This is a genomic window from Clostridium sp. CM028, from assembly GCF_030585565.1.
Lineage (GTDB): Bacteria > Bacillota > Clostridia > Clostridiales > Clostridiaceae > Clostridium_AD > Clostridium_AD estertheticum_B.
In genome coordinates this window covers 1,898,956-1,920,940 of record NZ_CP077766.1, presented here as the reverse complement: position 1 = coordinate 1,920,940, position 21,985 = coordinate 1,898,956, and the positions used below count along the sequence as shown (strand labels likewise).

Here is a 21,985-nt window from a genome sequence, read left to right as displayed (position 1 = left end):
CGGAACCCTGCCGGGTAAGAAAATTCAAACTATATTAAAAGGTAAATTCACTTATACAACCTGTTTTTCTATTATAAGTTGCTGTGAAAGTTCGATTAACTTTTGCCATTTTGCTGGCATAGTAGAAATCTTTTCAAGTTCAGGGATTGAGTTCAATGGTCCCCAATAAGCGTAGCTATGTGGGCGGAGAAAGTTGTAATATGCTACAAACAACGCCAAGTGCGTGTTGGAACCTTCTTCACTACCAAAGCCATTTGTAACCCTATAGGAAAATTTAAATGTTCTGTTGAGACGCTCTATTATTTGTTTAAGCCAACGATATTCGGTTGAAATAGGATCAGAGTTAGTAAGACCAATTACTTGGATTACATCGAAGTCCATGCCGTTAAGTTTAAACTGTTGCTCAGCAAGCTTATATGCAGTATAGCCATCAGCAACGAATTTAAGTGACTTGCCGGGAAACTCTTTGAACTTATCGAAAGCCATACGCATAGTCAAAATGCAAGGGCCAGTATCACGGCTAAAAGACGCTTGGTATCCTAAAATTGATTTCTTGATAGCGTCCATAACAAGCCAAACATATTGATGGACTCCTTTGACTTTAGTATAAGTTTCATCAGCAGCGAGGTAATCAGTAGGCTTATAGTCATAATTATCGACAAAGGGTTTAACTAAAGCGGCAGCTGTGACGGCGTATCTGCTAACCATGACATGAGATATTTTAACTCCATGTATTTCCCAAAGAGCAAGCGCCGTACGGCGTGTAGATAATCCTAAATTAATGTTATATGTTAGACATAGGCCCATTACATGAGACGAAAAATTTCTGAAATTTAGGCTAGTAGCACCTTTTGGCATAGAAGATAAATCTACATCAAAATAATTCGTTGTAAACTCACGATAAATGTAATGCAGTTTAAATCTGTGCTTATCTTTCTTGTATTCTTTAATATCTTCAAGAGAAAGCCTTGAAAGAGAATTCAGGTAATAATTACATTTTTTATTAACACATTTATGGATATAAAAGTTTTTACGGTCCTTCTTCTTACTTAAAGAGTGTCCACAAAATGGGCAAAGGAAGCTCTCAGTTTTAAAATTAACCTTATTTTTGTTGAAATGCAGATCACAAACTTTGCACCAAAGCTGCCCACGGCCTCCAGCGTTATCGTAGATATAGATGTGCGGAGCGCCACATTGAGGGCAGATGGTCTCTGGGGATACTGGATATTTACCACGAGAATTGACAGGTTTTTTATCCTTACCATGAGAGGTTTTATACTCATCTAATAGTTGATTATAATTAAGCTTTTCAAAAGTTTTGATAGTAGGCAATTTGTCTACAGTAAGTTTTTTATATTTAGGACTTGTCATATCGTATTTTGGAACTTTTAGCGGTATATTTTTAGCAATAAAAATAAGTAATTGTTTAATTTGAGAAAGTAATACTTGATTATAGGTAACTAACATTGATATAATTGTACTCACAATGACACCTTCCTTTTGGTATTTTGTTGAGTTCAGATACAACAATTATATCAAATAGAAGGGGTCATTGTTTTTTTATTTTAAAAACAACTTAAATCCTTGCAAATGCAAGGATTTATATAAAAAAAGTAAAGATAGTGTTTACACTATCAATAGTTATAAAGGGGTTAGTAAATGAAATATTATTTAGCACCAATGGAAGGAATTACGGGATACATATATAGAAATTCTTATGAAAAATTTTTTAATAATATTGATAAATACTTTACACCTTTTATTGTTACAAATAAAAGTAGAAGTCTTAAGTCTAAAGAATTAAGAGATGTTTTGCCTGAAAATAATAAAGGGATGAATATAGTTCCCCAAATACTTACTAACGATTCAGAAGGGTTTATTATTACTTCTAGAAAATTACAACAATTAGGTTATAAGGAGGTTAATTTAAATTTAGGATGTCCTGCTGGAACGGTTGTTTCAAAAAATAGAGGCTCGGGATTTCTAGCCAAAAGGGAAGAACTTGATATGTTTTTAGATGAAATATTTAAAATAGATGATATGAAAATTTCTATAAAAACTAGAATAGGAAAAGATAGTCCAGAGGAATTTTATGAGCTAATAAAAATTTACAATAAATATCCTTTAGAAGAATTAATTATCCATCCGAGAATACAAAAAGATTTTTATGGAAATAAACCTAATTTACAGGTATTTAAAGATGCATTATCTTTAAGCACCAATCCAGTATGTTATAATGGGGATATTTTCACTATTGATGATCATAATAAATTAATGAAAGCTTTTCCAGAGGTAAAAGCAGTAATGCTAGGAAGAGGGATACTAGCTAATCCAAGGTTAATAAATGAGATTAAAAATAATACTAATACTAATATAGATAAAAAAGTACTAAAAGATTTTCATGATGAAATTTTAAATAAATATATAGAATTATTTGATGAAGATAGAAATGCAATATTTAGAATGAAAGAACTATGGGGGTATATGATTTACATGTTTTCAGATAATAAAAAATATGCTAAGAAAATAAAGAAGTCACAAAATTTAAGTGATTATAATGAAGCTGTCTTAAGTTTATTTACGGAGCAGGAAATCATAGAAGGGGCTGGATTATTTAATAATCAATATTAAATATGGATGTCTTCTATTAAATAAGTATGATTAAGAAGAGCAAGAGGATATAATAAAATAATTTTATATTATTGGTGGGTTTTAAAGGTTAAGCATCGCCTCCATCAGTAAAACCCTCGACTAATTAATTTTAGTCGGGGGTTTTCTTATAGTCCACTATAAATTTTGTATTTAAATTCTTTTCACTGCAAAATGCACTTGGTGTTATACATCAGGTGTTTTATATTTTTTTGAAAAATTATTCTATGTATATTTAATGGTAATTAAGTACATCATTATCTATAGGAACTACATTATGTTAAATTTATTTCCTGTAAAAATTATCTGATAGTAATAGTAATAATTTAATTAATGTTGCAGCTTGAGGAAGATGAACAGTTACGAAGGTGATGATTTAAGCTGAAAATGGGTTAAATGGTTGGAGAGTAAATAAATGTTTAAATACATTATAAAATAAATGATTAATGAAAGGACATAATATGAGAGAAATAATATTACACTGTTTTCAATGGAAAATCTCAGATATAACTAAAATTTTAGATAAAGTAAAAGAGTGTGGCTATACATCCATACAGGTTACTCCCGTGCAACCTTGCAAAAAAGGAGATGAATGGTGGACATACTATCAACCGCTATCATTTAAAATAGGTAATAGAAGTGGAACAAAGGAAGATTTAACAGAATTATGTTATAAAGCTAATAAAATAGGAATTAAAATCATCGTTGACGTAGTGTTACGACATTTAGCGGGTGATGAGAGTGGAAAGCTAATACCAAGTCAAACCGTAGATCAAAACCTACGAAATAACCCTAAATTTTGGACTAACGCAAAAAATACAGTAGATTATGGCAATAGAAATGCAATAGTTAACGGTGCTTTTGGATTACCAATGCTCAATTACAATGATGTAGAATTACAAAAAATTTATATAAATTTTTTAAAAGAACTAAAGAATTGCGGAGTGGGTGGGTTCAGAATCGACATGGGTAAGCATTTTGCATTAGAAAGTGAAGGAAGTTGCTTTTGGGGAAGGGTATTTGGTGAATTTAAAGATATGTTCAACTATGCTGAATGTATTGAATCCAGTAAAGAACTATTAAACAAGTATACACCTTTTATCAATGTGTTAACTGATGGTGATGCAACCGACCAGAGCAAGATGGTTATTTATGTAATGTCCCATGACACCGAGGAAAGCTGGGGATTTACTAAAAGCATGGATGATAATGTGATAACATCAAAATGGGATTTACTATTAAAAAATCATAAAGAAAGTAATGTATTATTTTATATTAGGGCATATTCAGATTTATGGAAAATGGAAAATATTAAAAATATTAATTTAGCAATATAAATGACTGCTATGGTTATTTTTGAAATTAGACTTGCTTTTAAAAAACTTGTATGTAAAAAATGATTAATAGAAAAAAGGGACTTTAAGGAGAGGGCGGAGGAAGGTTTGTCAATATGAGGAGACTATGATAGTATATAAGCATATAAGGAACTCCCTATATTTTTTTTTGTGAATTTTAACTTTGTAATTGCTATTCTTATGAAGTTGTAAAAAGAAAATTGACAATAATTCTTATATATTAGAGTTAACAATAACGAATGGAGGAAATGAAATTATGGCTGATTTGCCAAATTGCCCAAAATGTAATTCAGAATACACTTACGAAGATAGAAGTATTTTTGTTTGCCCTGAATGTGCTCATGAATGGACTTTAGAATTAGAAACAGAAAGTAGTGAAGAGAAAAGGATTATCAAAGATGCAAATGGAAATGTATTAAACGATGGTGATTCTGTAACAATAATCAAAGACCTTAAAGTAAAAGGAAGTCCATTAGCCATAAAAAAAGGTACAAAAGTAAAAAATATACGTTTGGTTGATGGAGATCATAATATTGATTGCAAAATTGATGGGTTTGGAGCTATGGAATTAAAATCTGAATTTGTTAAAAAAGTATAAATCATGGTTTAATGTAATAGAACCGAAATAGTGAACTTCACCCCATTGAATGATTATAACTAAAAAAGTTGTAAAATTCATCTGATGGGGTGTTTTTATATATAAATACTAAAAGGAGAATAAGTTTAATAAAATGATTCCATCCTTATTATACTTTCTATTTTGTTGACGTTTTCTAGTTCTTTTATTTTTTCTAATGAAATTCTTATGTTTTTTTCTGAACTTTTATGGGTAATAAATCCTAGTGGTCCATGATCATCGTGCCTTACATCTCCAGTAACGGACATAATGCTGACATTGTTTTTTCCAAATATTTTCGCTGTATCTCCTAAAACTTCTACTGTATCTTTAACATTAAGTCTAATATAGAATTCTGATTCATTTTCTTCCGATTTTTTCACTTCTTTAAAATCAGTCTTGTCACTTAGGTCTAATAAGTCATAAGGATTTACATTATTTCTTAATATGGATATTATATCACCTACAACTGCACTTCCAGTTGGAAAAGCTCCAGCGCCTTTTCCATATAGCATTAACTCTCCAACTGCATTTCCTTTTATCATAATAGCATTAAATGCATCAGCTACATTTGCCATTGGGTGGCTCGAAGGTATTAGGGTTGGATGTACTCTTAGCTCTAATTTGTTATTTACTTCTTTAGCTATTGCTAAAAGTTTTATTGAATAACCAAGTTTTTTAGCATATTCTATATCTATGTCACTAATACTTCTTATTCCTTCTCTATAAATACAATCATGATCTACCTTAGTTCCAAATGCTAGAGAAGACATTATCGCAAGCTTATATACAGCGTCAAAGCCATCAACATCAGAGGTTGGGTCCGCTTCAGCATAACCCTTTTCTTGCGCCTCTTTTAGTGCTTCATCAAAGCTAATCCCATCCATTGTCATTTTGCTTAATATGTAATTAGTTGTTCCATTTATAATTCCAATTATCTGCTCAATCCTATTGGCTGTAAGGCTCTCATTAATCTCCCGTATTATTGGAATTCCACCAGCCACACTTGCTTCATAATAAAACAATACGTTTTCTTTCTCCGCTGTTTTAAATAACTCTTCGCCCCAGTTCGCGATAACTAATTTATTAGCAGTTACAATATGTTTTTTAGATTTCATTGCGCGTATCATATACTCTTTAGATTTATCGCATCCACCAATAAGTTCAACCACAATTTTTATACTTTCATCATTTATAATATCATCAATGTTATCTGTTAATAGGCCATTAGGTGCTTTGATATCTCTTTTTTTATTTATATCTTTTACAAGTATTTTAGCAACTTCTATTTCATAATTTGAACGTTTCATTATTTCTTTTCTATTTTCGTGAAGTATTTTCCATACACCCGTCCCAACATTTCCAAAACCTAAAATCGCTATTTTTACCTTTTTCATAATAGTTTTCCTTTCTAAACTTTAAAGTTATTCCTCCGTCATCTAAGGTGATGGAGGAATATAGTTAGGAACAAGACCTTATTTTGAAACCAGCTGCCAAAGAATTATTGACTTTTTATTGAACTGATTTTTCTAGAGCTTGCGTCAAATCGTATATAATGTCGTCGATACCCTCAACGCCAATTGAAAGTCTTATCAAATCTGAAGTAACTCCAGCAGATTTTTGCTCCTCTGCATTAAGCTCTGCATGAGTTGTACTTGAGGGGTGAATTACTAGAGATTTTGCATCTGCAACATTTGCAAGCAGCGAAAATAATTCTACATTATTAATAAATTTTTTTCCAGCTTCAAGGCCACCTTTTATTCCAAAAGTGAATATTGATCCTGCTCCTTTTGGTAGGTATTTTTTAGCTAAATCTTTGTATCTGCTCCCCTCAAGTTCAGGATAATTTACCCATGAAACATTTGGATGCTTACTCAAAAATTCAACAACTTTCCTAGCGTTTGTTACATGTCTCTCAACTCTTAACGATAATGATTCCAAACCTTGAAGAAATAAAAATGCACTTTGAGGGCTAAGCGTCGCACCGGTGTTTCTTAAAAGTTGAACTCTAGCTTTTAAAGCAAATGCTGGAGCACCTAAATTAGCATATACTATTCCATTATAGCTTTTATCCGGAGTTGTAAAATCAGGGAATTTACCGCTAGCTGCCCAATCAAATTTACCAGCATCAACTATAATTCCACCAATAGTAGTTCCATGTCCTCCAATGAACTTTGTTGCTGAATGAATAATTACATCTGCACCATACTCAATTGGACGGCAAAGGAAGGGAGTTGCAAAGGTATTGTCAATAATAAGGGGTATTTTATTTTCATGAGCAATATCCGCTACTGTCTCTATATCTAGAACATTTATTTTTGGGTTTCCCATTGTTTCAGCATAAAGTGCTTTTGTTTTATTCGAGATAGCTTTTCTAAAATTTTCAGGATCATCTGGATCAACAAATGTTACGTTAATTCCAAGTTTTCTAAGAGTAACATTAAATAGTTCATAAGTACCACCATATAGAGTGCTTGCAGCTACTATTTCATCGCCTGAATTTGCTACATTAAGTATTGCATAGAATGTTGCAGCTATTCCTGAAGCTGTAGCAAGTCCTGCTACTCCGCCTTCGAGAGCGGCTACTCTTTTTTCAAAAACGTCTGTAGTTGGGTTCATTATTCTTGAATATATATTTCCTTCTTCTTTTAATTGAAATAAATTTGCTGCATGATCTGCATTTTTAAAAACAAAAGATGATGTTTGATAAATTGGGACTGCTCTCGAGCCTGTAGTAGGGTCTGGAACCTGCCCTGCATGTACCTGTAATGTTTCAAAACTTAATTTTCGCTCACTCATATTAATTTCTCCTTTTATAATTATTTTTCAAAAAAAAGCTGCTCTCCTATAAGGAAAGCAGCATGATTAATTTTATTAAACAATAAAATTGTATCATAAAATTTGCTATCGTCCTTATCTTTCAGATTTTACAATCTGATGGAATTGACACCATTGCACTTCTTTTAAAAATGCTGGTTGTCGGGCATCATCGGGCCAGTCCCTCTGCCGCTCTGGATAAGTTATATTTAGTTGTTAGTATTTAGTACATTATTTATTTAGATTTTTGGGGAAGAAAAAAAGCTACTTTCCTATAAGGAAAGTAGCAATAGTTAACTTTAATAAACAATAAAATTGTATCATAAAATTTGCTAACATCCTTATCTTTCAGATTTTACAATCTGCAGGAATTGACACCACTACATTCGAATAAGAATGCTGGTTGTCGGGCTTCATCGGACCAGTTCCTCTGCCACTCTGGATAAGTTGTATTCAGTTATTAGTATTTAGTATATTACTCATAAAAACAATTGTCAATACTTTTTTAAAAGATAAAATTATTTTAATTATGCCCTTTTATAATACTATATGCTGCACTGAACATACCAAATAAAATGCCAACGATAGGGAATATAATCCAATTAATGTGCCATAGATTAAAAACTAATCCACTGACAAGGAAGATACAGATTGCTAATGGCCATACGATAGCAGCAACTGCACCAATAAGTTTATTATCTTCAGTTTTTTCTTTTGAAAAGTCACCAATCTGTAAAAGAATACTAAAACTCTGCTTAATATTTCCAAAATATATAAAGAGGAAAACGGCAATAGCAATCATCACAAGTAAAACAACTACTCCGTAGCTAGATGCATTGTCGCCAAAAGCAGATGATACAAAAAGTGCAACTGGTGATATGACACATATGCACACACCTGTTATTACAGATATCATATGGGTTGATGCAAAAGCATTATTTTTTTGATTTATAATTGCTTTTACATGAAGAGGCAAATCAAAACCGCTTTGTAGATACTTGTATTTTTCTAGCTTTATACCGGAATAAATGAATAAAGCTATAGCAGGTACAAGTAGAATAAATAGTGGAATAATACCAAACATATCGCTGAAATTTTTTGAAATACCTTTACCGAGAATGCCATTATCTACGAGAGTGGTAATTAATATTAATATAGCCGTTGCTACAATACATAAAGAAACACCAATACCCAACAATAAGCCAGATCTCTTTTTTTCAGCCATAAAATTATCTGCATCTTCCTGTGTAATGGTTTTAAGTATAACATCATCTTTCATATGTTCGATGCCGAGTTCATCAATTAATTCATCAATATTGCCAAATTCTGAAATTACGATACCAATAGCCTCGTTTTCAGATTTACCATTATTCTTATGCTCGTTATATTTTTCTTCCATATTCCATAATAAATCATTTTTTAATTTGACCGTCTGATTTGTTCTTGGTAGGACTTTAAACATATTATCTAAATAATTTTTTATAGTTTCCATTTTAATCCCTCTCCTTAATAAATTTATTAATAACTTCTTTTGTTAAGCTCCATTCTTCACATTTTTCTTTATAGTAGGTTAAACCTACGGGGGTAATTTTATAATATGTGCGTCTTTTACCAAAGGTTTCATCTTTATAGAAAGATTCGATATATCCATTCTTCTCAAGACGGTTGAATGCTGAATAGAGTGTGGTCTCTTTCATAACATACTTCTCCTCTGATAATTTTCTGATGTTTTTTGATATTTCATACCCGTAGGATTCGCCATCTTGAAGCATAAAAAGAATAATCGTATCATTATATCCTCGAATTACATCGCTGCTTATCAAATTATATCCTCCTTTAATTTTACTGCATCTGTAGTACTTTGTCTGTCGTAGTAATTTAAGAATAACACAATTACTACGACAGGTAAAGCATTTTTTAAAACTTGCATAGATGTCATATTACAGTAAGTTTTGAAGATGGTACCTTATAGATTATTATGATAAACTATATACAGTAATAATTAAATTGTAAGGAATGGTGAGTTATGGACATAATATTTTTATTAAAAGCAATTATAATAGCAATAGTAGAAGGGGTAACTGAATTTATCCCAGTATCGTCTACAGGACATATGATATTGATTGGATGGGCAATTGGGTTTGAGGGAGAATTTGTAAAGATGTTTGAAGTTGTAATCCAACTTGGAGCAATAATGGCGGTTGTTGTTTTGTATTGGGAGAAGATTAGCGAAAGTATAATAGAATTTTTTAAGTTTATATTTACTAAAGGAAAAGAGGGAAAGAAAGGATTCAGATTTGGGATAAATGTTATTACGGCATCTATTCCAATGGGAATTGCAGGAGTAGTATTATACGATAAAATAAAACTATTGTTTACACCAGAGGCTGTTATAGTAGGATTCATAGTTGGTGGATTATTGTTACTAATAATCGAGAAGAGAGTTAGAAACAGGGATCATAAAGTAGAAAGTATAGATAGCATAACGCCTATACAATCATTTAAGATCGGTTTATTACAACTGCTTGCAATGTGGCCAGGAATGTCAAGAAGTGCTTCTACAATTATGGGCGGATGGATTGCAGGATTATCAACACCAATAGCAGCAGAATTTTCATTTTTCATAGCGATTCCAGCTATGATAGGGGCAACAGGAAAAGATTTATTTGAATTTGATTATTCTGTAATGACGAAAACATTATGGATTTCATTAATAGTAGGATTTGTTGTAGCCTTCATAGTATCTTTGATAGTTATGAAAAAATTTGTGGATTATTTGAAAAAGAAGCCAATGAAACTCTTTGCAATATATAGAATAGTAGTAGGTATTTTACTTGGAATATTAGTATTAACTAAGGTTATTGTTTTAATATAATCATAGAGAGTAAATAGCAAGTGGCATTCTTTCTTTATGAAACGGCAAAGGGAAAAAAATACATATGTATTAAGTGATATGAAGACGGTAGTAAATGTTTAGAATATAAATAAACAGTATTAAAATAGTGAGACCCTACTAGAATCAATGATTCTAGTAGGGTCTCTAATTATAAAGCAATAGTTATTTTGTGAGCTTAATTATTATATCCTTATGTTGAGAGTACTTGTTTAAAAGAACATCTCTTTTTAATATTTCAAAATCTTTAAAGTCAAAGCCGGGGGATACCATACAGCCAACAAGAGAGTAACCTGAACTATTCATAGCAGAACCAAAGATATAATTCTTAGGTACTAGGAATTGTGGGGTTTCTCCATTTTTTATATTAAGACCTAGTTGCTTAGTAGTAAGTTCTCCCTCTGGACTTATCATATATATTGTAAGAGGGGAACCTGCATGATAGTACCACATTTCATCTGATTTCAATCTATGGAAACTTGAAATTTCTCCATCTCTTAATAAAAAATAAATACTAGTCCAAAGTATTCTTTCACCTTCAAAGCTAGTTTTTAAATCATTGGAGCTAATATTTTCACAAGAGTCAAAGCTGCTTTTGTAGAAACCACCTTCAGGATGAGGTTCCATATTTAATGTGTCAATAAAGTATTGTGATGAGTGCATAATTTATCTCCTTTGTAAAAAAATGATTACACTTAATTATAATCAAATAGATCAGTAGTGACAAGGGTAGTTTCATTTAGATTATAACTATAGCAGCGTCAATACAAAAACTGTATTAGAAAATTCCAATACAGTTTTTGTATTTGTTTACTCAATTAATCCCAAAAACCATCATGAACATTTACGACATCTTGCTCAATTTCTTCAAAAGGGCCTTCAACATTAATATTCTTTTGTCCTTTTGCAAAGACATATCTGCAAGATAAATCAAAGGTTGGATTTATATCATTATTACCAGTAAGCTCTAGTAATCTTTTCTCGCTTATACCATATACTACTTCCCCCACATTACCCCAATATATTGCACCAGAACACATTACACATGGCTCGGCAGTTGTATATAAAGTACAATTCCATAAAAAGTCTTTTGTTTATTTGCAAAACATTTTTAACTAGTTAAATAAAATCCCTTTTCTATCTTATTTTTAAAATATAAAATATTTGTAAGGTTTATTTAAGGTTAATGTTATCAAGAGATAAGATTAACCTTATATAATGTACCTATAGCAAGATTCACTTCATAATTATAATCTTACCGAAAAAAATAATTACTGAAGAGGAATACAAGGAGGCACAATATGATATATTGGGAACTTAAAAAAATATTAAAATCAAAAACTGGAATAATTGTAGCGGCGATATTTATTTTACTTTGCGGAGTAATGGCTTTTATAAAACCAGAGATGGAAACACAGAAATCACATAGAAATCAGCAATATGAGTTAATTAAAGATACAAGGAAGGCAGAGGTAATTGCACAAGAAAAATTAGATGCAAAAATAGGAACAATAAAGGAAGCTGCAAATAACCAGCAGAAGGATGAATTTAGTAAAGGTATTAAAGAAATATCCACCAAAAAGCTAAAAAGTATGGAAGGCGCCATGTATAAAGAAGTTAGTTTTTGGAAGGTATTCGATTATAGAGCGACCAATACATTTATGGTATTCTGTATGGTGGTAATTCTAATTATAGTTTGCTGTAATACATATACGGATGAAATTGTTTCTACGGTAGAAAATTTGATTCTTACATCAAAAAATAAAAATAGAACTTTATATTCAAAATTAGGACTTGGAATATTAATACCAACAGTTCTATATGGATTTTATCTAGCAATTCAATTCATAATAACAGCAATTCAATATGGCATGCCTATAAATGGGAAACTACAAGCAATAAGAATAATAGATAATCCTATTCTAGCACGGGATGCATATACAATAATTCAATTTATAATATCTAAGATAATCATAATGATATTAATACTAGTTACTTTAGGTGTAATTGCATGTTTATGTTCATTTATAACAAAAAGTTCAATAGCATCAACAAGTGCGTTTTTAATTATTGTTATTACTCCAAAACTGTTAACTATAGTAAGAGTAATTCCAAGTAATGTTCAAATGGTATTAAGCAAGGTTAATTTTATAGATTTAATAGTCTATTTTCAAATGTTTGCTGGAGTATATTATGGAAGTGTAAAATTCTTTGGTATGAATTTTGATTTAATAAATCTTTGTATTGGAATGCTTGCAGTGACTATAGTGGCAGCAATTACATTAAGCATAGTATCATTTAAAAAAGTATTAGTAAGATAATTAAAATTAGAGGAGGAATAATTATGAACAAGCTTGAAATAAAAAAATTAACAAAAACCTTTGGAAAAAAGAATGCAAATAATAATATAACACTTACTTTAGAAAATGGTGTATATGGACTACTCGGACCAAATGGAGCGGGTAAAACTACACTAATGAAACAAATAGTAACATTAACAAAACCTACTAGTGGAGAAATTATTTATAATGGGAAAAGTATTTACGATAAAGAGGATGAGTATAGAAATATTATTGGATATCTGCCACAAGAATTTGGTGCATATAAAAATTTTACAGCAAAGCAATTTTTGAAATACGTGGCTGCATTAAAAGGAATAGATAAAAATAGTGCATCTGAAAAAATTGATGAACTACTAAACCTTGTTGGCTTATATGAGGTTAGAAACAAGGCAGTTGGTAAATTTTCAGGTGGGATGAAACGAAGAGTTGGAATTGCACAAGTATTATTAAATGATCCTAAAGTAGTTGTATTAGATGAACCAACAGCGGGTCTTGATCCACAAGAAAGAGCAAGATTTAGAAATCTTATAGCTGAAATATCAAAGGACAAAATAATAATACTTTCAACTCATATTATTTCAGATATAGAAGCAGTAGCAAGAGAAACTATAATGATTAAAAATGGTAGCGTTATAATAAAAGGAAATCATAAAGATATATTATCGGGCATGACTGGAAAAGTATACAAGATTACAACGAATAAAGAAAATGAAATTATGGATATACAAAGAGATTATAAAGTGGTCAACATGCAAAGGGGGGCAGATTCTACGCAGCTAAGAGTAGTAAGCGATAAAATGCCTTTATATGTATCAGCGCAAAGCATAGAGCCAAGTTTCGAGGATGTGTATATGTTTTACTTTGATTTAGAAAATACTAGGGAGGTGTAACTTATGGGAATTCTTATCAAATCAGAAATAAGAAAAATGTTATTAAAACCTAGCATTATAATAACTTGGATTGTTTTGCTTTTATTTAGTAAAATTTTAATTAGGCCAGGTGAAAGCGTAGAGGTTTGGGCAGATGTATTTAGTAAAATTTCTGGGATCGTGCCATTAATAGGACTAATAACCTTTATGATAATTTCAGCTGTATATACCCTTGAATATAGTTCTAATATGAATGAACTTATAAATACAACCCAAAATGGAAAGAAAAAGGTTGTAATGGCAAAATCCATTGGGGCTGGAATAGCAACATCAATAGGTAATCTATCAATAGTACTTACAGTATGTATAGATGGATTAATAAAATCTAATTTTAAAGGGCTAGATTTACCATTAAAAAAACTTTGGTATTTTGGAAATAGTGGCTCAAACATAACTGTATTGCAAATGATGATTATACTTATAATAACAGTTATAATAGGTTCGTTCTTTTTCTCACAGTTAGGATTATATTTATCAGCAATAAGTAAATCAGCTTCTATACCTTTTGTTTTTGGGGGATTGCTTATGGGGGTGCCATATATACTAAGTGGTTTATTATCGCAAGGGGTGTACGCAAAATATTTTGGGGTAACTCCACTTTGGGGAATGATGTCTATGGAATTAATAAAATATCAAGTTCCAATATCACTGATTATGATTCAAATAGCAATAGTTATTGCTTGTTTTATATTTTTACCAAAGCTTACTTACAAATCATTTATAAAGGAATAAAAAATATGACAAGATAGTTTCTATGGTATTATATAAGTAAGAAATACAAGGATATTTCAGAAGACTAAACAATTATTAATTGTTTAGTCTTCTGAAATATTTAATATGGAACATTTAGGTGATAATTTAAGAGGTGGTAATTATGAATAATTCAATTAATAAAAGTAAAATATTAATAGTTGATGATGAAGAGGATATATTAAGACTTTTATCTACTGTGCTTAGAAAAGAAGGTTTTGAAAATATATACACTGCAGCAGCGGCAAAAGAAGCATTAGATGCAGTAATACGAATAAACCCAGATATTATTCTTTTGGATATAATGATGCCTGATAAAGATGGTTATGAAGTATGCAAAGAAATAAGACGCACTTCTAGAACACCAATTTTGTTTATGTCGGCTAAAACAGAAGAGCTAGATAGGATTTTAGGATTTGCTTTAGGGGCTGATGACTATATTACAAAGCCATTTAGTCCAAAAGAGGTCGCGTATAGGGTGAAGGCTCATCTAAGAAGAAATAATTACATTGGTGAAGAGCCTGCGCAGAAGTGCAAAATCATAGTTTTTGGACCCTTTGAATTAAATGAGGAAAAGATAGAGCTTAAAAAAAATGGGGAATTAATAGAGTTAAAACCAAAAGAATTTAAGATGGTAGCATATTTTGCAAAAAATACGAACCAAATTCTTAGCAAGGAAAAAATTTGTAGTGGGGTTTGGGGAGAAGATTATATAGGGTTTGACAATACAATTATGGTTCACATAAGGAGACTCAGAGAAAAAATAGAGGATAATCCTTCAATGCCAAAATATATAGTTAATATTAAGGGTCTTGGGTACAAATTTGTTGTAAAGGATGAATAGATATGAAATGGAAATTGATGGCAAGATTCATGGCAACTGTGGTTTCTGTAGTTATAATCGTAATGATTATAAATATTATTACAGTTTTTTCTTTTATAATTTATAACAATGAGACAAAAAGCACTTTAATAAAGGGGAAATTAGAAAGTTTAGGGGTAGAGGATTACACTAGAAATTTTAGTGAATATATTGTAGGGAATAAAGAAACTGTATATATAGATAATGATGGAAAATCTAGCTTAGATAATAACAATATATGGATACAGATATTAGATGAGCAAAGTAGTGAAATATATAGTTATAAAAAGCCAAATAGTATAAAAAAAAGTTATACTCCTTTTGAATTGATTAATCAATACAAATATGCAGATGAAAAAACCTTAGCAACTATTTTCATGGGTGAAAAACAAATAGAAGGAAGTAAATACAGTTATATAATAGGATTTCCGCGGGATAAGATTCAAAGACAAGTAATTACTATTAAGAATAATAATTTTGTAGCAATTATAGGTAAATATATTTACAGCATTTTAATATTAGATGCATTAATTGCATTATTTTTTGCATATTTATTCTCAAGAAAACTAACTAGACCTGTTAGTAACATAATAAATGGAGTTCTAATATTATCGGATGGAAAATATGATTTAAAATTGCCTCAAAAGGGAATATACACTGGGGTATATAGGAACTTAAACAATCTTTCATCAACTCTTAGAAGTAATGAAATAGAAAGAAAAAAACTTGATCAAATGAGAGAAGAATGGATTTCAAATATGTCACATGATATTAAGACACCACTGGTATCTATAAAAGGATATGCTGAAATTTTAAGTAGTGATGAGTATGATTTATCAAAAGAAGAGATAAATCAGTATTCAAAAATAATAGAGAGTAAGTCTAACTATATAAAAGAGCTTGTAGATGATTTGAATTTAACAACAAGATTAAAAAATAAGGTATTAAAGCTAAATAAGAAAAAAGTAAATATGGTTAGCTTGGCACGAAATGCTGTAATTGATATACTAAACGATCCTAAGAATGCTAATGTAGATATTGATTTTATTTGTGATAATGAAGTTATAGAAGCTTTTGTGGATAATATTCTGATAATGAGGACTATAAAAAACTTGGTATATAATGCAATAGTTCATAATAAAGGGGGCGTAAATATAAAAGTATTGGTTGAGAAGAAGGATAACATAAAAATTGTTATAAGTGATAACGGAAAAGGAATAAGGCCGGAAGAACTAAACTTTATATTTGAAAGATATTACAGAGGTGCAAATACCGGAAAAGGACATGAAGGTTCGGGACTTGGAATGGCTATTGCGAGGGACATAGTAAAAGCACATGATGGAGAAATTAGGGTGCTAAGTGAGCTCGGACGTGGTACAGAAATAGAAATCAATTTATAAATAAGTATTCGATTTAAAGATTTTTATGAATATAATAAGAATGGAGATGGATAATGAATTTTATAGGTAATATTATTTGGTTGTTATTTGGTGGAATCATTTCAGCTATTGCATGGTTTTTATCAGGTCTAATTTTATGCGTTACAATTATTGGGATACCGTTTGGTATTCAATGTTTTAAGATTTCAATATTTGTATTGTGGCCTTTTGAAAAAGAAATAGAGCTTGGTAATTTTGGTGTTGGAGGATTGATTTTTAATGTTATCTGGATTATTTTTTTAGGATGGGAACTTGCCATAGCGCACCTCATTACAGGTGTGATATTTTGTATAACAATTGTAGGAATACCATTTGGGCTTCAGCATTTTAAATTTGCTCAACTTGGGCTCATACCTTTTGGAGCGAAAATACATTAGATATAAATTAGCTCAATATTATTTATAGAAAATAGGTAGGCACATAGTATTCTATGATGCTCTATCTATTTTTTAGTTGTATTTTATTTCACATCTACAGTGGCCTCAGGATACTTTGAGGAAGAACCCCTAAAGGTTACTACTCGTCAAATATTTTCAGCTTATTAGGAAAGAAAATCATCATTGTAGTTCCAGAAGGTTCAGAAAACTGAACGGTTATATCTAATCCTAATTTTTTGCATAATATTTTACATAGATAAAGTCCCATTCCCGTGGATTTCATATATGATCTACCATGATGTCCTGTAAATCCCCTATCAAAAACGCGAGGTATATCCTCAGGGGGAATGCCTATGCCGTTATCATGAACATTCAGAATGGTGCCTGATACTACTTGCCTCGTATAAAATGAAATTATTAGTTTATCACTTCGATACTTGATTGCATTATCAATGAGTTGTTTCAAAATAAATATAATCCATTTAGGGTCAGTTGTTACATCTAATTCCAAATCTTTCATTTGTATTTTGCCACTCATTCGTATGATACTCATTGAGCAGCTTTTTATTGTGCTATTGACTATGGATGAGAGACGAGTCGTCTCTATCTGATAATCTTCATAAAGCGTATTACTTCTGGCATAGTAAAGTGTTTGCTCAACATAACCTTCAATTCGATCAATTTCAGATTGTATTTGATGCGATATAGGTGATTTGTTATTTGCTATAATCAAATTGATTGCCGTAATAGGTGTTTTGATTTCATGCACCCATAATTCAATATAATCGTGATAGTTTCGCTGTGATATTTTAAAGCTTGCGATATTATCATTCATGACCTTTGTTGAGTCTTTCAAAATCTGATAAAAAACCTGACCACTAAAAAAATGCGGTGCTTCAACAATATCAGTGATATATGTCTTTTCATCAAGATTTTGAAAAATTAAAAGCAGTTCGCTGTAAAAATGCTTCATTCTGTAATAGTCAAAGCATAATCCAGAAATATAACAGAAAAGCAATATACCACAAATGAAAATAATAACAGAACTTTTAACATTAAACAGATATAGTATACCAGTGCTAATAACATAGGATAAAAGAACAAGAATAATTTGAATTGATTTTTCTTTAAGATAATTTATGACACTCATATCTGATACCCTTGACCGCGTTTTGTAATTAAATAATCGGTTAAGCCAAAAGACTTAAGTTTCCGTCTAAGCCTTGCAATGTTGACATTCAAGGTATTTTCATCAACATAATCCCCATTTTGCCATAGCTCATTCATAAGATCATCCCTTGAAATTATATTGCCCTTATTCAGTATGAGCAATCGAATTATACCTAACTCATTTTTTGATAAGTCTACTTCCACGCCATCATAGATCATTTTGCTTTTTAAAACATCTACGGTTAGGTCTTTATGGCTAAGTAAGATACTCTCAGGATTATCGGTGGTTCTTTTTAACACAGACTGAATATGAGCTAGTAATATTTGAAGATTATAAGGTTTAGTGATGAAATCATCAGCTCCAATGTTTAAGCTTAGCAATTCGTCTATTGGTGTGTTTCTGCTGGTGACAACGATGATAGGAACAGGAGATTGTTTGCGTATTTCACGGCATACGTGGAACCCGTCCTGATAAGGTAAATTTAAATCCAAAAGTATTAAATTAGATTTTGAATGTAATACAATTTCAATAATATTTTCAAAATCATTGCTATCAAAACACTCATAACCATATTTAGAGAGGAAACTCTTTAGCTCCCTAGAAATTGTTGGATCATCCTCTATGATAAATATCTTCATTTTACAGTCTCCTCTTCGATATAAATATAATAAACGATACCATGATGTTATATTGAAGTACCTTGCACATACGACAATTATAATGAATTATATGGTATATTGTACATAATATTCGTTATAATGGCAAGGAATAGAATAGCCCAATCATCACTTACGGTGCTGGTTACAGCAACGCAGTTGATGATTGACAGCAATGCAATTGATGATTAACAGCAATGCAATTGATGATTAACAGCAATGCAATTGATGATTAACAGCAATGCAATTGATGATTAACCTTACAAAATGGTAATGCTACGGTAAGGTTAATCGATAGTTTGAAAAATAGAAAGATGATAAAGTAGTGTAAGAGAGAGAAAAGGAGCGATAACGATGAATATTAATACGATTTTAAAAGTTAAAGATATTGAAAAAGTATATGGGAATAAAGGGAAAGTTACACATGCCTTAAATGGCATTTCTTTTGAAGTTAATAAGGGTGAATTTTTGGGAATAATGGGTTCTAGTGGAAGCGGAAAAAGCACATTACTTAACTGTATCTCTACCATTGATACTATTACATCAGGACATGTATATGTAGACGAAGAAGATATCACTCTTTTAGGTGGAAGTAAGCTTTCCAAATTTCGTCGTGAAAAATTGGGATTTATATTTCAAGATTATAATTTATTGGACACATTGACAGCATATGAAAACATCTCATTAGCATTGTCCATTAATCATTGTCCTGTGAATAAAATGAAACAAGAAATAGATAATGTAGCTTTGGCTTTAAATATAGAGAAAGTGCTTAATAAGTATCCTTATGAAATGTCTGGAGGACAGCAACAAAGAGTGGCAGCAGCTCGTGCTATGGTGGCTCATCCATCTTTACTTTTAGCAGATGAACCAACAGGAGCGCTTGACAGTAAATCTGCAAAAATGCTATTAAAAAGTTTGGAAGATTTAAATCGTAATCAAGAGGCCACAATTCTTATGGTAACTCATGATGCGTATAATGCAAGCTTTTGTAAAAGAATCATTTTTATTAAGGATGGGAAAATATTCAATGAGTTATATAAAGGCAGTCATGATCGAAAAACCTTCTTTAATAGCATCATGGAAGTTGTTTCTGTTTTAGGAGGTGAGAGTGATAATGTTTTTTAAACTTGTTTTTAAAAATGTACGTAGGAGTATTAAAGACTATGTGGTCTACTTTTTAACATTGGCCCTGGCGGTTAGTTTGTTTTATGCATTTAATTCAATAGCATCTCAGCCAGGATTAAGCAAATTATCTTCTGCAATGAAAATGATGACCGATACTATGAATCAATATATAGGAATTCTATCAAAATTTATTGCTGTGATTCTTGCTTTTGTTGTAGTATACGCAAATCAATTTATTATGAAAAGAAGAAAAAAAGAAATGGGAATGTATATGACTCTCGGCATGGACAAGTGGAGCATCTCATCTATTTTTGTGGGGGAAATTGTTTTGGTTGGTATTTTTTCCTTAATAGTTGGATTAGGTATAGGTTTGCTTTTATCACAAGGGCTTTCACTAATAGCATTAAATTTATTTGCAACAGATGTATCTTCATTCCAGTTGGTTTTGTCTGTTAATGCTATAAAAGAAACAATTATTAATTTTGCTATCATTTTTGGGGTTGTTATGATAGTTAACACGCGTTCGATTTTTAAATTAAAGTTAATTGATTTATTAACAGCAGACAGAAAGAATCAAAAATTAAGAGTTCATAATAAATGGATTTCATTTTTATTATTTGCTACATCAGCATTTTGTATGATTTTAGGTATATACATACTATTTAGTACTGGACTTAGCAAAACAACTCTACCCAAAGTTATGGTGCTTATTGGGGTTGGTATTCTATTGTTTTATTATACTGCTTCTAGTGTAATGATATTATTTGTTCAAAAAAATAAACGTATGTACTTTCGTGGATTAAATACATTCTTATTTAGACAAATTGGTAGCAAGCTTCAGACAAATTATCTTGTCATCACAGTTATTAGTGGATTGCTTTTGTGCTCGCTTGTAGTCCTTAGCTCAGGGTTTAGTATTAGTGGTCAAATTAACAATCTGATGAAAAAATCTATTCCTTATGATGTTACCGTTCTGTTACCTATAAGCAAGAATAAAGTAACTCCACTAGAAAAATCCCAAAAAGATGGAGTCATTTTGCAAGAAAATTTGAAGGATTATTGTGAGAGCATTCTATATGTTACGGATTATACCTATGGAGATATATTTGAGGGGCAAGTCGTAAAATTATCCATTACGGATAAGGACATGCCAGAATCTAAAATTAACTTCATGTCAGAGACGGAGTTTAATAAACAGATGACTCTTCAAAATGAGAAACAGATTAGCTTATCTAAAAATCAATATCTTATAAATGCAACCTATAAGAACACAATACCTTATGTAGATCATTTTTTAAAGAATCATGGGAAGATTACAGTTTCTGGTCAAGAATTAACACCACAAAGGGCAGAACCCCTTAACAAGACAATTATAGCATTTGCTCCTATAGGCGCAAATGATCCGGGAACAATTATTGTACCTGATGAAATTGTTTCAAAGTTAATACCAGAGACATATTTTTTAAACGGTCTTTATAAGGCGGACGAGAACAAAGAATTATTGAACGCACAGATGATTAAAGCATGGTCTGATTCAATAGTAGGTGGAAGCATTACCTATACCACAAAAGATGTTCTGCAGGACTTCTATTTTGGAACATTTGGGGTTGTCGCATTCATATGTAGTTATTTTGGTCTTGTGCTTATTATAATTTGTTTGGCAGTACTCGCACTGCAACAATTAACTGAAACTCAAGATAACAAAGAACGATATCACACATTAGCCAATATGGGGGCAGATGGAAAAATGATTCGTAGCACATTGTTTCTACAGATTGGATTTTACTTTATTGTGCCACTCATTATGTCAATGGTCTTATCTATGTTTGTTACTAGATCCGTACTAAATGAAGTGGAGTCATTCTTTCAGATGTCTATTGGGCTAAATATGGGGGTAAGTTTTGCAATTATTATCGCTTTGTATATCGTGTACTTCATTGCAACTTACGAAAGTGCAAAACAAATCATTGTTGAACAAAAGATAAAATAAAGAAATATAGT

Annotated in this window: 20 protein-coding genes, 1 pseudogene and 2 riboswitches; of the genes and pseudogenes, 12 read left to right on the top strand and 9 right to left on the bottom strand. The window is 31.0% G+C overall.

Annotated features, from left to right (window positions below; genetic code table 11):
• Positions 1-51: 51 nt before the first annotated feature.
• The gene (locus tag KTC94_RS09025; RefSeq protein ID WP_258280699.1) at positions 52-1,485 is read right to left on the bottom strand and encodes a DDE-type integrase/transposase/recombinase; all 1,434 of its coding nucleotides are present in this window, start codon (positions 1,483-1,485) and stop codon (positions 52-54) included.
• Positions 1,486-1,659: 174 nt separating this feature from the next.
• Between KTC94_RS09025 and KTC94_RS09020 the strand changes: the two genes are divergently transcribed.
• The 3 genes from KTC94_RS09020 (at position 1,660) to KTC94_RS09010 (ending at position 4,602) form a co-directional block, all read left to right on the top strand.
• A complete protein-coding gene (locus tag KTC94_RS09020) occupies positions 1,660-2,631 on the top strand; it encodes a tRNA-dihydrouridine synthase (protein ID WP_220320333.1) in 972 nt (323 codons plus the stop codon).
• Positions 2,632-3,110: 479 nt separating this feature from the next.
• Complete coding sequence (locus KTC94_RS09015) at positions 3,111-3,986, top strand: alpha-amylase family glycosyl hydrolase (protein WP_220320334.1); 876 nt, start codon at positions 3,111-3,113, stop codon at positions 3,984-3,986.
• Between the two features lie 274 nt (positions 3,987-4,260).
• Positions 4,261-4,602: a zinc ribbon domain-containing protein YjdM gene (locus KTC94_RS09010; protein ID WP_165413571.1), complete on the top strand. Its 342-nt coding sequence runs from the start codon at positions 4,261-4,263 to the stop codon at positions 4,600-4,602.
• Positions 4,603-4,727: 125 nt separating this feature from the next.
• Here the strand turns inward: KTC94_RS09010 and KTC94_RS09005 are convergent, their stop codons facing one another.
• The 4 genes from KTC94_RS09005 to KTC94_RS08990 form a co-directional block, all read right to left on the bottom strand.
• Positions 4,728-6,017, bottom strand: a complete 1,290-nt coding sequence (locus tag KTC94_RS09005) for a homoserine dehydrogenase (protein WP_216302263.1) — start codon at positions 6,015-6,017, stop codon at positions 4,728-4,730.
• Between the two features lie 115 nt (positions 6,018-6,132).
• Positions 6,133-7,419 (bottom strand): O-acetylhomoserine aminocarboxypropyltransferase/cysteine synthase family protein, encoded by a 1,287-nt coding sequence (locus KTC94_RS09000; protein ID WP_216302262.1) that lies wholly within the window; start codon positions 7,417-7,419, stop codon positions 6,133-6,135.
• 111 nt (positions 7,420-7,530) lie between these two features.
• A riboswitch (SAM riboswitch) is annotated at positions 7,531-7,642 on the bottom strand.
• A gap of 133 nt (positions 7,643-7,775) precedes the next feature.
• Positions 7,776-7,886: riboswitch (SAM riboswitch) on the bottom strand.
• A 74-nt stretch (positions 7,887-7,960) separates the two neighbouring features.
• Complete coding sequence (locus KTC94_RS08995; RefSeq protein WP_220320335.1) at positions 7,961-8,929, bottom strand: permease prefix domain 1-containing protein; 969 nt, start codon at positions 8,927-8,929, stop codon at positions 7,961-7,963.
• A 1-nt stretch (position 8,930) separates the two neighbouring features.
• Positions 8,931-9,260 (bottom strand): PadR family transcriptional regulator, encoded by a 330-nt coding sequence (locus tag KTC94_RS08990; protein WP_165413575.1) that lies wholly within the window; start codon positions 9,258-9,260, stop codon positions 8,931-8,933.
• Positions 9,261-9,463: 203 nt separating this feature from the next.
• On the opposite strand from KTC94_RS08990, the gene KTC94_RS08985 reads away from it, so the two are divergent.
• A complete protein-coding gene (locus tag KTC94_RS08985) occupies positions 9,464-10,312 on the top strand; it encodes an undecaprenyl-diphosphate phosphatase (RefSeq protein ID WP_220320336.1) in 849 nt (282 codons plus the stop codon).
• A gap of 183 nt (positions 10,313-10,495) precedes the next feature.
• On the opposite strand, the gene KTC94_RS08980 is transcribed toward KTC94_RS08985, so the two are convergent.
• Positions 10,496-10,993: a cupin domain-containing protein gene (locus tag KTC94_RS08980; protein ID WP_216302257.1), complete on the bottom strand. Its 498-nt coding sequence runs from the start codon at positions 10,991-10,993 to the stop codon at positions 10,496-10,498.
• Between the two features lie 155 nt (positions 10,994-11,148).
• Positions 11,149-11,397 (bottom strand): annotated as a pseudogene (locus KTC94_RS08975) (nucleoside deaminase); the annotation flags it as partial.
• Positions 11,398-11,631: 234 nt separating this feature from the next.
• Here KTC94_RS08975 and KTC94_RS08970 point away from each other — a divergent pair.
• The 6 genes from KTC94_RS08970 (at position 11,632) to KTC94_RS08945 (ending at position 17,029) form a co-directional block, all read left to right on the top strand.
• The gene (locus tag KTC94_RS08970; RefSeq protein WP_220320337.1) at positions 11,632-12,651 is read left to right on the top strand and encodes a hypothetical protein; all 1,020 of its coding nucleotides are present in this window, start codon (positions 11,632-11,634) and stop codon (positions 12,649-12,651) included.
• Between the two features lie 23 nt (positions 12,652-12,674).
• Positions 12,675-13,562 carry an ABC transporter ATP-binding protein gene (locus tag KTC94_RS08965; protein WP_220286978.1) on the top strand — a complete coding sequence of 296 codons (888 nt, stop codon included), beginning with the start codon at positions 12,675-12,677 and terminating at the stop codon, positions 13,560-13,562.
• A 3-nt stretch (positions 13,563-13,565) separates the two neighbouring features.
• A complete protein-coding gene (locus KTC94_RS08960) occupies positions 13,566-14,333 on the top strand; it encodes a hypothetical protein (protein WP_220320338.1) in 768 nt (255 codons plus the stop codon).
• A gap of 142 nt (positions 14,334-14,475) precedes the next feature.
• Complete coding sequence (locus KTC94_RS08955) at positions 14,476-15,195, top strand: response regulator transcription factor (RefSeq protein ID WP_220320339.1); 720 nt, start codon at positions 14,476-14,478, stop codon at positions 15,193-15,195.
• A gap of 2 nt (positions 15,196-15,197) precedes the next feature.
• Entirely contained in the window at positions 15,198-16,613 is a 1,416-nt protein-coding gene (locus KTC94_RS08950) for a sensor histidine kinase KdpD (protein WP_220320340.1), read from the top strand.
• 53 nt (positions 16,614-16,666) lie between these two features.
• On the top strand, positions 16,667-17,029 hold the full coding sequence (locus KTC94_RS08945; protein WP_220320341.1) for a YccF domain-containing protein: 363 nt from the start codon (positions 16,667-16,669) through the stop codon (positions 17,027-17,029).
• A gap of 139 nt (positions 17,030-17,168) precedes the next feature.
• On the opposite strand, the gene KTC94_RS08940 is transcribed toward KTC94_RS08945, so the two are convergent.
• Both KTC94_RS08940 and KTC94_RS08935 read right to left on the bottom strand, forming a co-directional pair.
• Positions 17,169-18,179 carry a HAMP domain-containing sensor histidine kinase gene (locus KTC94_RS08940; protein ID WP_220286982.1) on the bottom strand — a complete coding sequence of 337 codons (1,011 nt, stop codon included), beginning with the start codon at positions 18,177-18,179 and terminating at the stop codon, positions 17,169-17,171.
• Positions 18,176-18,838, bottom strand: coding sequence for a response regulator transcription factor (locus KTC94_RS08935; RefSeq protein WP_216302248.1), 663 nt, complete (start codon positions 18,836-18,838; stop codon positions 18,176-18,178). Before KTC94_RS08935 ends, KTC94_RS08940 begins: the two co-directional genes overlap by 4 nt.
• Positions 18,839-19,210: 372 nt before the next feature.
• Between KTC94_RS08935 and KTC94_RS08930 the strand changes: the two genes are divergently transcribed.
• Complete coding sequence (locus KTC94_RS08930; protein ID WP_220320342.1) at positions 19,211-19,984, top strand: ABC transporter ATP-binding protein; 774 nt, start codon at positions 19,211-19,213, stop codon at positions 19,982-19,984.
• The gene (locus KTC94_RS08925) at positions 19,974-21,974 is read left to right on the top strand and encodes an FtsX-like permease family protein (protein ID WP_220320343.1); all 2,001 of its coding nucleotides are present in this window, start codon (positions 19,974-19,976) and stop codon (positions 21,972-21,974) included. Before KTC94_RS08930 ends, KTC94_RS08925 begins: the two co-directional genes overlap by 11 nt.
• Positions 21,975-21,985 lie beyond the last annotated feature (11 nt).